Origin of the sequence: Buttiauxella gaviniae, assembly GCF_040786275.1 — a bacterium.
GTDB classification, from domain to species: Bacteria; Pseudomonadota; Gammaproteobacteria; order Enterobacterales; family Enterobacteriaceae; genus Buttiauxella; species Buttiauxella gaviniae_A.
Window position 1 is genome coordinate 2,195,994 of sequence record NZ_JBFMVT010000002.1, and the last position, 13,472, is coordinate 2,209,465.

Consider the following 13,472-nt stretch of genomic DNA (forward strand, 5'->3'; position numbering starts at 1 on the left):
GGGAGATATACAATTGACCGCAGTCACAGTTCTCAAATCAAAAGGGTAACGCTATGAAAAATATCAACCCAACGCAGACTGCTACATGGCAGGCTTTGCAGGCGCATTTTGACGAAATGAAAGATGTCACTATCGCTGAGCTTTTCGCTCAGGATGCTGACCGTTTTGGGAAGTTTTCCGCCACTTTCGATGATTTAATGCTGGTGGATTATTCCAAAAACCGTATCACAGAAGAGACTCTGGCTAAGCTGCAAGCGCTGGCGAAAGAGACGGATTTGCAGGGCGCAATCAAATCCATGTTCTCTGGTGAGAAGATTAACCGTACTGAAGACCGTGCCGTGCTGCACGTTGCATTGCGTAACCGCAGCAACACGCCTATCGTCGTTGACGGCAAAGATGTGATGCCGGAAGTGAACGCGGTGCTTGAGAAGATGAAAACCTTCTCTGAAAACATTATCAGCGGCAACTGGAAAGGCTATACCGGTAAAGCGATCACGGATGTGGTTAACATCGGTATCGGCGGCTCAGACCTCGGCCCATTCATGGTGACCGAAGCGCTGCGTCCATACAAAAACCACCTTAACATGCACTTTGTTTCCAACGTTGACGGCACTCACATCGCCGAAGTGCTGAAAAATGTTGATCCAGAAACTACCCTGTTCCTGGTCGCGTCGAAAACCTTCACCACGCAAGAAACCATGACCAACGCCCACAGCGCGCGCGACTGGTTCCTGGCAACAGCGGGTGATAACAAGCATGTAGCGAAACACTTCGCAGCGCTTTCCACCAATGCGAAAGCCGTTGGCGAGTTCGGTATCGACACCGCGAACATGTTTGAATTCTGGGATTGGGTCGGCGGCCGTTACTCCCTGTGGTCCGCAATTGGCCTGTCCATCATCCTGTCTGTAGGCTACGAAAACTTCGTGGAACTGCTGAGCGGTGCCCACGCGATGGACAACCATTTTGCGAATACCCCGGCAGAACAGAACCTGCCGGTGCTGTTGGCGTTGATCGGTATCTGGTACAACAACTTCTTCGGTGCAGAAACCGAAGCGATTCTGCCATACGACCAGTACATGCACCGTTTTGCGGCGTACTTCCAGCAAGGCAATATGGAATCTAACGGCAAATACGTTGACCGTAACGGCAACGCTGTGGATTACCAGACTGGCCCAATCATCTGGGGCGAGCCGGGCACTAACGGCCAGCACGCGTTCTACCAGTTGATTCACCAGGGAACCAAAATGGTTCCTTGTGATTTCATCGCGCCAGCAACCAGCCACAACCCGCTTTCCGATCACCATCCGAAACTACTGTCTAACTTCTTTGCACAGACAGAAGCGCTGGCGTTCGGTAAAGCTCGCGATGTGGTTGAGCAGGAATACGCAGCCGAAGGTCTTGATCCGAAAACCCTGGACCACGTTGTGCCGTTCAAAGTGTTTGAAGGCAACCGCCCAACTAACTCCATCCTGCTGCGTGAAATCACGCCGTTCAGCCTCGGTGCATTGATTGCGCTGTATGAACACAAGATCTTCACTCAGGGTGCCATTCTGAACATCTTCACCTTCGATCAGTGGGGCGTTGAATTAGGTAAGCAACTGGCGAACCGTATTCTTCCAGAGTTGGGTGACGAAGCAGAAATCAGCAGCCACGATAGCTCCACTAACGGCCTAATCAACCGCTATAAATCCTGGCGCGCACAGTAAGCAATTTGAGTTAAATATAAGCCGACGTTATGTCGGCTTATTCATTTTAATAATTATAAGATTATTCCCCTTGTTGCATTATATCCCTGACTCACTTCCGTGAGGTTAATCCTAAAAGTGTGTAATCCCTGATAATTCAGTAGGGTTATTTTCGGATTAATTAGATTTCATTCGCACGTAAAATTATTTTAATTTACTGTTTTTTATGAAATTAATTAAATTATAAATCTCATATAAATATTATTTTTCTAATAATCTTAAAGCGCCATTCCTATTTCCCGTTTCGGCCTGCCCTTATTACTTGTTGTGTATACTCGAAAACGCCTGAAATTCTTTCGGGCAAATCTCCATTCATTCAATGAAGGGAAATTGTTATGAAGAAAGTTCTTTATGGCGCTTTAGCCATATTTACGCTGGCAGCCGCTGGCACCGCGAGTGCTGACCCGATATCCGTGGGTGAAGCAGCCGGTGCTCAGGCAACGAATGTGTCCGCAGGGAGTTCTACTGCGACCAGCGCCAGCACTGTCGGTTCGGCAGTGGGTGTAGCGCTTGCTGCAACCGGTGGCGGTGATGGTTCCAATACCGGGACCACAACCACCACGACGACCAGCACCCAGTAATTTCACGGGTGATTTAACTCTAACCACACTTCGGTGTGGTTATTTCTCCGGGGAAACCTCGTGCAGCAACTCGCAATCCTTCTTGCCTGCCTGTTACTTCAGGCGTGCTCTGACACGACCAAAGGCCTGGGCTCATCGCTCTGGCACAGCGTGGCTGGTGACGATGGCATCCAGCTAACCAATGACGATATTCAGAATATGCGCTACGCCAGCCAGTACATGCGCATTAATAACGGCCCGCAGCTCTTCGTGGTTCTGGCGTATGACGAAAATGACCAACAAAAATGGGTCACACAAGACCGGGCGATGATCGTCACTGAACATGGCCGCATCGTAAAAACTTCAGGCCTTGGGGATAACCTTCAGCAAGTCACAAATCTGGCAAGCGACCCGCTGGTAAAGGCGAATCAGATTATTGATGGTTCTGGCTGGACGCGCCAGATGGGCTGGACTGAGCAACAGCAGGTACGCATGGCGACAGCGCGCTCGACCTTTACCTGGGATGGCACCGACACGTTAAAAGTTGCCGATAGCACTACGCCTGTGCGAGTGCTCGACGAAGAAATTACCGCCGCCGGTAAAACCTGGCATAACCGCTTCTGGATAGACAGCGAAGGGCATATTCGTCAGTCAACACAATATCTAGGCCCGGCTTATTGGCCGATTACCACGGTTCTTCTAAAGGCGGCGAAATAATGAAAATAAACGCCAAAGTTAATCCATGGTGGATGGCGCTTTGCTTATCCACCCTACAACTGAGTGCAGCTTCTTACGCAGCAGGGAACGTGACGCTTTACCCTTCAAATCAACAACTCACCCAAGTTGATAGGCTAGCCGATTTAGTCACGCAACCCGCACTTGCTCACGCCTGGTGGCCGGGCGCTGTGATTAGCGAAAGGCAGGCATCAGCCGTAGCTGAACAGCAGCATCAAAAATTACTGGCAGCCCTAAGCGGATTTGCCGCCGAGGAAGACGGCGACGATGCCGCAGCCATCAACGGCGTGCGTCAGCAAATGCAGGCTATTCACGTGACAGGGCGGCAGTTTGTCAATCTCGACCCCGATTGGGTACGTGTCCATCCTCGCGCCAATGTTCCGTTGCAGGGCGATTACAGTCTTTGGGCTGGTCCGCAGCCAACCACCATCACATTACTGGGTTTGGTTAGCTCGCCAGGCGTGAAGCCCTTTGTTGCCGGGCGCAGTGCGGATGAATATCTGGATGGCATCGACAAACTGAGCGGGGCGGACGATAGCTACGCCTGGGTGATTTATCCGGACGGGAAAACACAAAAAGCGCCCGTTGCGTACTGGAACCATCGCCACGTTGAACTAACGCCCGGAAGCACCCTGTTTGTCGGCTTTAAAGACCGGCTTTTTAACTCTGATTTCAACGAATTGAATCAGCAAATCCTTAACTCTCTGACTCATCGGAGACCGGATTGATGAAGAATAAATATCTCTACAGTCTGCTGGCGCTGGCGATCTCTTCTGCCTGCCAGGCGGAAACTTTCGCCGATCCCGTCGGCCCGTCTCAATCGGATTTCGGCGGTGTGGGCTTGTTGCAAACACCGACGGCACGCATGGCACCTGAAGGCGAATTTAGCCTTAACTATCGCGATAACGATCAGTACCGCTTTTACTCGGCTTCGGTGCAGCTTTTCCCATGGCTGGAAACCACGCTGCGTTATACCGATGTGCGAACCCGTGAATACAGCAGCGTGGAAGCCTTCTCTGGTAACCAGACTTACAAAGATAAAGCCTTCGACATGAAAGTGCGTCTTTGGGAAGAGGGCTACTATTTGCCTCAGGTGTCGGTCGGCGTGCGCGACTTAGGCGGTACCGGCCTGTTCGACAGTGAATATGTGGTGGCGAGCAAAGCCTGGGGGCCGTTCGATTTCTCGCTCGGCATGGGCTGGGGCTATATGGGAACCAGCGGGAACGTGAAAAACCCGTTTTGCGAAGTCAGCGACGGGTACTGCTATCGCGACAACAGCTATAACCAGGCTGGCTCGTTCAACTTCAGCGGTATGTTCCACGGCCCGGCATCTCTGTTTGGCGGTATTGAATATCAAACTCCATGGCAGCCGCTACGCCTGAAAGCGGAATACGAAGGCAATAATTACACGCAGGATTTTGCCGGGAAACTCGAGCAGCGTAGCAACTTTAACGTCGGCGCGATCTACCGCGTCACCGATTGGGCCGACGTTAACGTCAGCTATGAGCGCGGTAACACTTTCATGTTTGGTGTGACGCTGCGGACGAACTTCAACGATTTGCGCCCGGGCTATAACGATAATCGTCGCCCGCAATACCAGCCGCAGCCGCAGGATGAAATTTTGCAGCCGACGGTGGTGGCGAATCAGCTTACGCTTCTCAAATATAACGCGGGCCTCGCCAATCCCAATATTCAGGTAAAAGGTGACACCCTTTATGTGACGGGTGAGCAGGTGAAATACCGCGATTCCCGCGAAGGCATTGAGCGTGCTAACCGTATCATCATGAATGACCTGCCGGAAAATATCCGCACCATTCGCGTCACTGAAACACGCCTGAATATGCCGCAGGTAACGACGGAAACGGATGTCTCCAGCCTGCGTAACCATCTGGAGGGTGAACCGCTGGGGCACGAAACGCAACTTGTGCAAAAACGCGTTGAGCCCGTGGTGCCAGAGAAAACGGAGCAGGGGTATTATATCGATAAATCGAAGGTCAATTTCTCGATAAATCCGGTGCTTAACCAGTCTGTTGGCGGGCCTGAAAGTTTTTACATGTACCAGGTAGGCGTGATGGGAACCGCCGACTGGTGGATGACGGATCACCTCCTGACGACCGGGAGCCTGTTCGCCAACATCGCCAATAACTACGACAAATTTAACTACACCAACCCGCCGAAAGACTCGACGCTGCCGCGCGTACGTACGCATGTGCGTGACTATGTAGAGAACGATATTTACGTCAATAACCTGCAGGCCAACTACTTCCAGTATCTGGGTAATAGCTGGTACGGGCAGGTATACGGTGGCTATCTTGAAACCATGTATGGCGGTGCTGGCGCGGAAGTGCTGTATCGACCGGTCGACAGTAATTGGGCGATTGGCGCGAATGCTAACTACGTCAAACAACGTGACTGGCGCAGCGCGCAGGACATGATGAAGTTCACCGACTACAGCGCACCAACCGGGCATCTCACGGGATACTGGACGCCGCCGTTTGCCAATGATGTGCTGGTGAAACTCAGCGTTGGGCAGTATCTGGCGAAAGATAAGGGCGGTACGCTGGAAATCTCGAAACGCTTCGACAGCGGCGTGGTGGTTGGGACTTACGCGACCATTACTAACGTTTCCAAAGAAGAGTACGGGGAAGGGGACTTCACCAAAGGTTTCTATGTGAATGTGCCGCTGGATATCTTCTCGTCTTCGGCAACCCGCAGCCGGGCGCAGATTGGCTGGACGCCGCTCACGCGTGACGGTGGGCAGATGCTGGGACGTAAGTTTGACCTGTACAGTATGACGAGCGATCGGAGTTTGAATTTCCGCTAAGGACACTCTCACCCCGGTTTGGACCCCACCCCAACCCTCCCCTTTGTACAGTCCGGGGACATCGTGAACACTTGTTCGGGGACATGGTAGACACTTACAACTAAGGCATGAGTACTTCTTTCAGGAGCCGCTTATGCCGTGGGATGCGAGAGATACCATGTCATTACGTACCGAGTTCGTTCACTTTGCCTCGCAGGACGGGGCCAACATCCGGGCGCTCTGTCGTCGCTTTAACATTGCGCCTGCCACAGGTTACAAGTGGCTGCGCCGCTGGCTGGCTGAAGGCCACGCGGGCCTCACTGAGCGCCCGCGAACACCCCGTCATTCTCCCCACTGCACGCCTGAGGCTGTTGTCGACCTGTTACGCCAGGCTCACGCACGCTATCCGGCATGGGGCGCCCGCAAGATAAAGGTCGCACTCGAGCGCCAGGGCCACACCCTGCCTGCCTTCAGCACCGTCCATAACCTGATGGCACGCCATGGGCTGTTGCCCGGCCTCCCGTCCGGCATTCCTGCCACCGGGCGTTTCGAACATGCTGCCCCTAACCAGCTCTGGCAGATGGATTTTAAAGGGCATTTTCCGTTTGCCGCCGGTCGCTGCCATCCACTCACCCTGCTCGATGACCACTCCCGTTTCTCCCTGTGCCTGGCCCATTGTGCCGACGAGCGCCGCGGGACCGTACAGGCTCAGTTGCGGCAGGTCTTCGAACGCTACGGTTTGCCGGAGCGGATGACCATGGACAACGGCGCGCCCTGGGGAGATACCACCGGAACGTGGACAGCGCTGGAGCTGTGGCTGATGCGCCAGGGTATCTGCGTCGGGCACTCACGGCCTTATCACCCGCAGACCCAGGGCAAGCTGGAGCGGTTTCACCGCAGCCTGAAGGCTGAACTGCTGCAGGGGCGCTGGTTCCTCAGCAGTGAGCAGCTGCAGCAGACGTTCGACAGCTGGCGGGACAGATACAACCTGGAACGGCCTCATGAGGCCCTGGGAATGCAGGTGCCGGCATCACGCTACCAGCCCTCATCGCGGCAGTATCAGGCCCGTCCGGCGGCGGCAGAGTATGATGCCGGGATGATGGTCAGGAAGGTGGATATAAGCGGAAAACTCAGTATTAAGGGGATGCAACTGAAGGCGGGCAAGGCGTTTATCGGCGAGCATGTCGGGTTGAAGGAGACAGGAGAGGGACAATATGAAGTGTGGTGGTACAGCACAAGAGTGGGCGTGATCGACCTGAAAAACAGGTCGATCACGATGGGTAAAGGATGTTAAAAAGTGTTCACCATGTGTCCGAACACCTGTCTACCATGTCCCCGGACTGTACACCTTACCAGGGGAGGGAGCCGTTAACTCCTCCCCCTGGTAAGGGGGAGGCTGGGTGGGGGTCATTTAAACGAAAAATATAGATCCAGATCACATTTTTAACGTATAACAGCTCCTGGACTACAACGAAAGGGAGGCTGATATGCCTGCAACACCCCGTGTCGAATGGATCTCTACCGTCATGCAAATGGTGCTCAATTTGGGCCTGCTGGCTCTCGGCATCATACTTATTATTTTTCTCGGCAAAGAGACGTTCCATTTGGCGAATGTGCTTTTTGCACCTGGCGAACAGGCGAGCAAATATCTGTTTATCGAAGGGCTGGTGGTTTATTTCCTCTATTTCGAGTTTATCGCGCTGATCGTTAAGTACTTCCAGTCTGGCTACCACTTCCCGCTACGCTACTTTATCTATATCGGTATTACCGCCATCGTACGATTGATCATCATCGACCATAAGTCGCCTATGGATGTGATCATCTATTCCGGCGCGATTTTGCTGCTGGTGATTACACTTTGGCTATGCAATAGCAGCCGTTTAAAACGCGAATAAAAAAAGGCGGCCTTAGGGCCGCCGGAAATGATAATAAGGTCAAATTGAGGGTTTGCAGTGGCATTACCCTTTATCTATTGGGCTAGCGCTGCGTTGGCTGCCTTCATTCGCCCCAGTCACTTACTTTAGTAAGCTCCTGGGGACTCTTGCAGTTGTCGCCTTGCTCTAACCCGATATCTCTCGGGTAAAATTACATAATGTGAAGCAATAACTAACAGGAAATCTTAACCTTTCACCCCGCCAGCGGTCAGGCCGCTCACCAGCCAACGCTGCGCCAGCAAAAACACCACGGTAATCGGGATAGCTGAAAGCACAGCCGCTGCGGCAAAGTCGCCCCACAGGTAGTTTTGTGGGTTCAGGTATTGCTGCATACCTACCGCCAGGGTGTAGCTGTTAACGTCTCTCAACAGCAGGGAAGCGACAGGCACTTCGGTAATTGCGGCGATAAACGACAGGATAAACACCACCGCCAGAATCGGCACAGAGAGGGGGAGTAACACCAGGCGGAAGGCTTGCCATGGGGTTGCGCCATCGAGCGCCGCGGCTTCTTCCAGCGAGTTATCAATCGTTTCAAAGTAGCCCTTAATCGTCCAGACATGTAGCGCGATACCGCCAAGATAGGCGAAGATTACCCCGCCATGCGTATTCAGGCCGATAAATGGAATGTACTGGCCGAGACGGTCAAACAACGCATACAGCGCCACCAGGGAGAGCACCGCCGGGAACATCTGGAAAATCAGCATCCCTTTAAGCAGCGTTGCTTTGCCAGGAAAACGCATACGGGCAAAGGCGTAAGCGCATGTCGTTGAAAGCGTTACGATCCCCAGCGCGGTAATTGCCGCGATCTTAATTGAGTTCCAGAGCCACAGCAGCACCGGGAACGGCGGCGGCGTTACGCTGCCGTCGGCGTGTTGAACGCTAAAACCTAGCGCCAGCTTCCAGTGCTCCCAGGAAACCTGGTCCGGGATAATACTGCCCGTCGCGAAGTTACCCGGACGCAGTGAAATCGCAATCACCATCAGCAGCGGGAACATGATTGCCGCGATAAAAATCAGCAGCAGTAAGTGCGTTGTGAATAAACGCAGTTTCTGAGATTTGGGTTGAACCATAGCCATAATATTTCATTACTCCTTAAACACCGTTCCAGGCTATTTTGCTTGCCATTTTGAACCTGGGCTGTGCTCAAAATCCTCACGTACTTCGTGTACGCTCCGGTTTTTCCGCGCAGTCCGTGTTCAAACTGACTGCGCCAATTGCGCCTGGTCTTTTCAGGCTTAATCAAACTTCATGCGGGTGGCTTTCAGGTTAACAATCGCCAGCGCGCCAACCAGAATGAAGATAAGCGTTGCGATAGCCGCAGCCAGGCCAAAGTCCTGACCGCCGCCGCCTTCAAAGGCGATGCGGTAGGTGTAGCTCACCAGCAAGTCCGTATAGCCAGCAGGCGTTGTGGTGCCGAGTCGGTCTGGCCCACCGTTAGTTAACAGTTGAATCAGCACGAAGTTGTTAAAGTTAAAGGCAAAACTTGCGATCATCAGCGGCGTCAGCGGCTTAATCAGCAGCGGCAGCGTGATCTTAAAGAAGTTCTGGAACGGGCCTGCGCCGTCCATTGCCGAGGCTTCATACAGATCGTCCGGAATCGCTTTCAGCAAGCCCATGCACAGAATCATCATGTACGGATAACCCAACCAGGTGTTCACGATAATGATCATCGAACGGGCGGTTGTCGGGTCGCTAAACCAGGCGGGTTTGATACCAAACAGCGAGCTCAACATCATGTTGATTTCACCGAAGCTTTGGTTGAACAAGCCTTTGAAAATCAGGATAGAAATAAACGAGGGCACCGCATAAGGCAGAATTAACATTACGCGGTAAATCGCTTTGCCTTTCAGTGATTCCCACTGCACGACACACGCCAGAACCATGCCTACGGCAACGGTCAGGATTACCGTCAGAACAGAGAAAACCACGGTCCAGACGAAAATCGCCATGAACGGTTTCTGAATGCCTTCGTCATGGAATACGCGCAGGAAGTTCTTCCAGCCAATCGTCACGGTGTAGCCGGGGCTTAATTGCTCGTTGCCCCAGTTGCCGTCGGCGTTAACTGATTGATAGAAACCAATGTCGTTATTCGGGCGGTATTTCACACCGCTTTGGTTGTTGGTCAGCTCACCATTTTCACCCTGGGTATAGAGCGGGCGAGTGCCGGAGAACTGGCGCAGGGAGCTCATGGTCAGCGTGCTTTCATCAGGCATTTCAGCGGTGATTTGCGTCAGCGCCGCGCGGTTTTGCGTAATCACGCGCAGATTGGCTTTCTCGCCGCCTGGCAGGGCATCTGCTTCTTTCAGTTTCAGGTGTTGCTCGCCACCAAATTTAAAGGTGTCGGAGATGAAATTTTTGCCGGTTTCGCCGTCGGTGAGGCCCAGTTGCCACTCATCACCCGCAGGATAAAGGCCGAAATTAAAGGTCTTGCCCGCCTGATACTGGCGGTCCATCAGCACCTGTTGGGCGCGCTCTTGCGTCAGTTGGTTGGTGCTGCTGTAGTTGGTAAAAGCGATGGCAATGGTACACACCAGCGGGAACAGGACGAACAACCCCATCCCGGCCAGACCCGGATAAACATAGCGCCAGGCGTATGCTTTGCGGTTTGCATAAATGTATAAGCCAAGTGAGCTTAAAATCAGCGTCATAATGGCGAACAGGTACTCCCCCTGGGCGTACATCAAGATAATCAGATATCCAACCAGCAGTCCCAACAGGCCGATGACTGACCACTTCAGTACATCGCTTTGCCACCAGTGGCTCTTTTTAACAACATCCATGGGGTGTTCCTCTACCTCTACAACGTCTTAAAGCGGTGGATGGCACGGCGTTTATCCACCCTACACACAGAATATGTAGGGCGGGTAGGCCTGCGCCACCCGCCATTTTTTTACTTAGTAATACGTCCCTGAGCGTCTTTCAGCGCTTCGTCTACGGTCTGACGACCGCTAACGGCGTTGATGACGGCGGTGCGAGTGGCATACCAGAAGGCGGCCATTTGCGGGATGTTAGGCATGATTTCGCCTTTCTGGGCGTTATCCATGGTCGCAGCGATACGTGGATCTTTCGCCAGTTGATCTTGGTAAGATTTCAGTGCAACAGCGCCCAGCGGCTTGTCTTTGTTGACTTCAGCCAGACCCTGATCGGTCATCAGGTAGTTTTCCAGGAACTCTTTCGCCAGTTCTTTGTTCGGGCTGGCAGCATTAATACCAGCGCTCAGAACACCCACGAACGGTTTAGACGGCTTGCCTTTGAAGGTCGGCAGCAGCGCAACGCCGTAATTGATTTTGCTCTTCTCAATGTTGGACCATGCCCACGGGCCGTTAATGGTCATCGCCGTTTCGCCTTTGTTAAAGGCCGCTTCTGCGATGGAATAGTCGGTATCCGCGTTCATGTTTTTGTTTTTAATCATGTCGACCAGGAAGGACAGGCCCGCTTTCGCGCCAGCGCTATCCACGCCCACATCTTTCACGTCATATTTGCCGTTTTCGAGCTTGAATGCATAACCGCCATCAGCGGCAATCAGCGGCCAGGTGAAGTACGGTTCTTGCAGGTTGAACATCAACGCGCTCTTGCCTTTCGCTTTCAACTGTTTATCCAGCGCAGGGATCTCTTCCCAGGTTTTTGGCGGGTTCGGTACCAGGTCTTTGTTGTAAATCAGCGAGAGCGCTTCAACCGCAACGGGGTAGGCGATGATTTTGCCGTTGTAACGAACGGCGTCCCAGGTAAACGGATAGACTTTGTCCTGGAAAGCTTTGTCTGGAGTGATTTCGGCCAGCAGGCCAGATTGTGCGTAACCACCGAAACGGTCGTGAGCCCAGAAGATGATGTCCGGGCCATCACCGGTCGCCGCAACCTGCGGGAATTTTTCTTCTAGTTTGTCAGGGTGTTCGATGGTGACTTTAATACCGGTGTCTTTCTCAAACTTCTTGCCCACTTCGGCCAGGCCGTTATAGCCCTTGTCACCGTTAATCCAGATGACCAGTTTGCCTTCTTCTATTTTTGCCAGTGCAGAGGCGGAAAACATCATCGTTGTCAGAGCAGACAGAGCGAGGATGCGGGCGCCAGTTTTAATTTTCATATGTCCCATCCTTTGAATGGTGGTTTGCACGATACCCGTCATCCTTCGAGCTGCAGGGGTGTTGGCTGCAGAAGCTCACCCGAATCACTTACTGAAGTAAGCTCATCGGGACTCGCTTCCTGGCCGCCTACCTGCAACTCGAATGCTATAGGGTATAGATTGAGTAACTCGGCATGGTTAGTTTGCGCAGATGGCAAGTGCTTCTCATCCTCCTTAGCCCTACGCCCCACCCCTGGTATCTGTGATCTGCATTACATAACTGACAGTTATGTGTACTGGAGCACATAAAACGAGGCCGAATTTTGAAACCACGATCACGAAAATCTCTTGCCCCGAATGTAACCGGTTGCAGACCAGCCCCTCTCATCCTCCCATCTCCTCCCCCATAAAAAACAGCGGGGTGGAGGATTCACGAAATGTATAGATCCGTCATAGTCCGACACATCTTGAATTACCTGCCAATGAGCAGCGTGATGGAATGAAGGGAGAAGTACATGGCAAGCGTACAGCTACGGAACGTAACAAAAGCCTGGGGTGATGTGGTGGTATCGAAAGATATTAACCTCGACATTCAGGAAGGTGAGTTCGTGGTTTTTGTTGGACCGTCAGGCTGCGGTAAATCCACACTGTTGCGCATGATTGCAGGACTGGAAACCATCACCAGCGGGGACTTATTTATTGGTGACACCCGCATGAATGAAATTCCACCCGCTGAACGCGGTGTCGGCATGGTGTTCCAGTCTTACGCGCTTTATCCCCATCTCTCCGTTGCGGAAAATATGTCCTTTGGCCTGAAACTCGCGGGCGCGAAGAAAAGCGAAATTAATCAGCGCGTCACTCAGGTTTCCGAAACGCTGCAACTAGCACATTTATTAGAGCGCCGCCCTAAAGCGCTTTCCGGTGGGCAGCGCCAGCGCGTAGCGATTGGCCGTACGCTGGTGGCTGAGCCGCGCGTATTCCTACTTGATGAACCCCTTTCCAACCTTGATGCGGCGCTGCGTGTGCAGATGCGCATTGAGATATCCCGTCTGCATAAGCGCCTTGGGCGCACGATGATTTACGTCACTCACGATCAGGTCGAAGCGATGACGCTGGCCGACAAAATCGTCGTGCTGGATGCAGGGCGCGTGGCGCAGGTCGGTAAACCGCTCGAGCTGTATCACTACCCGGCGGATCGTTTTGTTGCGGGCTTTATTGGCTCGCCAAAAATGAATTTCCTCCCGGTAAAAGTGACCGCCACGGCAATCGATCAAGTCCAGGTTGAATTACCAAACCGTCAGCAAGTCTGGCTGCCCGTTGAGAGCAAAGAAGTTCAGGTGGGTGCCAATATGTCTCTTGGCATTCGCCCTGAACATCTCCTGCCAAGCGATATTGCTGACGTCACTCTTGAAGGTGAAGTGCAGGTTGTTGAACAGCTTGGCCATGAAACTCAGATTCACATCCAAATCCCCGCCATCCGTCAGAACCTGGTGTACCGCCAGAATGACGTGGTGTTGGTAAAAGAGGGTGCCACATTCGCTATTGGCTTGCCGCCAGAGCGTTGCCATCTGTTCCGAGAAGATGGCACCGCATGTCGTCGGCTGCATCAAGAGCCAGGTGTTTAAGCATTCCCAT

At 52.8% G+C, this 13,472-nt stretch carries 10 protein-coding genes and 1 pseudogene; 8 read left to right on the top strand and 3 right to left on the bottom strand.

What is annotated here, in order from left to right:
• The first annotated feature begins 53 nt into the window (after nt 1-53).
• The 7 genes and pseudogenes from pgi to psiE all read left to right on the top strand — a co-directional run bounded on the left by pgi (nt 54) and on the right by psiE (nt 7,738).
• Nucleotides 54-1,706, top strand: a complete 1,653-nt coding sequence (gene pgi / locus AB1E22_RS10855; protein ID WP_367595327.1) for a glucose-6-phosphate isomerase — start codon at nt 54-56, stop codon at nt 1,704-1,706.
• Between the two features lie 374 nt (nt 1,707-2,080).
• On the top strand, nt 2,081-2,326 hold the full coding sequence (gene yjbE / locus AB1E22_RS10860) for an exopolysaccharide production protein YjbE (RefSeq protein WP_367595328.1): 246 nt from the start codon (nt 2,081-2,083) through the stop codon (nt 2,324-2,326).
• A gap of 60 nt (nt 2,327-2,386) precedes the next feature.
• On the top strand, nt 2,387-3,022 hold the full coding sequence (locus AB1E22_RS10865) for a YjbF family lipoprotein (RefSeq protein ID WP_367595329.1): 636 nt from the start codon (nt 2,387-2,389) through the stop codon (nt 3,020-3,022).
• A gap of 32 nt (nt 3,023-3,054) precedes the next feature.
• Entirely contained in the window at nt 3,055-3,768 is a 714-nt protein-coding gene (locus AB1E22_RS10870; protein ID WP_367597363.1) for a capsule biosynthesis GfcC D2 domain-containing protein, read from the top strand.
• Nucleotides 3,768-5,864, top strand: coding sequence for a YjbH domain-containing protein (locus AB1E22_RS10875; protein ID WP_367595330.1), 2,097 nt, complete (start codon nt 3,768-3,770; stop codon nt 5,862-5,864). Before AB1E22_RS10870 ends, AB1E22_RS10875 begins: the two co-directional genes overlap by 1 nt.
• 133 nt (nt 5,865-5,997) lie before the next feature.
• Nucleotides 5,998-7,134: pseudogene (locus AB1E22_RS10880) on the top strand (IS481 family transposase); the annotation flags it as partial.
• A 196-nt stretch (nt 7,135-7,330) separates the two neighbouring features.
• A complete protein-coding gene (gene psiE / locus AB1E22_RS10885; RefSeq protein ID WP_367595331.1) occupies nt 7,331-7,738 on the top strand; it encodes a phosphate-starvation-inducible protein PsiE in 408 nt (135 codons plus the stop codon).
• A 224-nt stretch (nt 7,739-7,962) separates the two neighbouring features.
• Here psiE and malG read toward each other — a convergent pair whose 3' ends face one another.
• From malG to malE, 3 genes are all read right to left on the bottom strand, one after another.
• A complete protein-coding gene (gene malG, locus AB1E22_RS10890) occupies nt 7,963-8,853 on the bottom strand; it encodes a maltose ABC transporter permease MalG (RefSeq protein WP_367595332.1) in 891 nt (296 codons plus the stop codon).
• 159 nt (nt 8,854-9,012) lie between these two features.
• On the bottom strand, nt 9,013-10,557 hold the full coding sequence (gene malF, locus AB1E22_RS10895; protein ID WP_367595333.1) for a maltose ABC transporter permease MalF: 1,545 nt from the start codon (nt 10,555-10,557) through the stop codon (nt 9,013-9,015).
• A 110-nt stretch (nt 10,558-10,667) separates the two neighbouring features.
• A complete protein-coding gene (gene malE, locus AB1E22_RS10900) occupies nt 10,668-11,858 on the bottom strand; it encodes a maltose/maltodextrin ABC transporter substrate-binding protein MalE (protein ID WP_367595334.1) in 1,191 nt (396 codons plus the stop codon).
• 494 nt (nt 11,859-12,352) lie between these two features.
• Between malE and malK the strand changes: the two genes are divergently transcribed.
• On the top strand, nt 12,353-13,462 hold the full coding sequence (malK, locus tag AB1E22_RS10905; RefSeq protein ID WP_367595335.1) for a maltose/maltodextrin ABC transporter ATP-binding protein MalK: 1,110 nt from the start codon (nt 12,353-12,355) through the stop codon (nt 13,460-13,462).
• The last annotated feature ends 10 nt before the right edge of the window (nt 13,463-13,472 follow it).

Coding starts and splice junctions, on each gene's coding strand:
- psiE (WP_367595331.1), top strand. CDS start 7,331: ATGCCTGCAACACCCCGTGTCGAATGGATCTCTACCGTCATGCAAATG.
- AB1E22_RS10875 (WP_367595330.1), top strand. CDS start 3,768: ATGAAGAATAAATATCTCTACAGTCTGCTGGCGCTGGCGATCTCTTCT.
- malG (WP_367595332.1), bottom strand. CDS start 8,853: ATGGCTATGGTTCAACCCAAATCTCAGAAACTGCGTTTATTCACAACG.
- pgi (WP_367595327.1), top strand. CDS start 54: ATGAAAAATATCAACCCAACGCAGACTGCTACATGGCAGGCTTTGCAG.
- AB1E22_RS10870 (WP_367597363.1), top strand. CDS start 3,055: ATGGCGCTTTGCTTATCCACCCTACAACTGAGTGCAGCTTCTTACGCA.
- malE (WP_367595334.1), bottom strand. CDS start 11,858: ATGAAAATTAAAACTGGCGCCCGCATCCTCGCTCTGTCTGCTCTGACA.
- malF (WP_367595333.1), bottom strand. CDS start 10,557: ATGGATGTTGTTAAAAAGAGCCACTGGTGGCAAAGCGATGTACTGAAG.
- malK (WP_367595335.1), top strand. CDS start 12,353: ATGGCAAGCGTACAGCTACGGAACGTAACAAAAGCCTGGGGTGATGTG.
- yjbE (WP_367595328.1), top strand. CDS start 2,081: ATGAAGAAAGTTCTTTATGGCGCTTTAGCCATATTTACGCTGGCAGCC.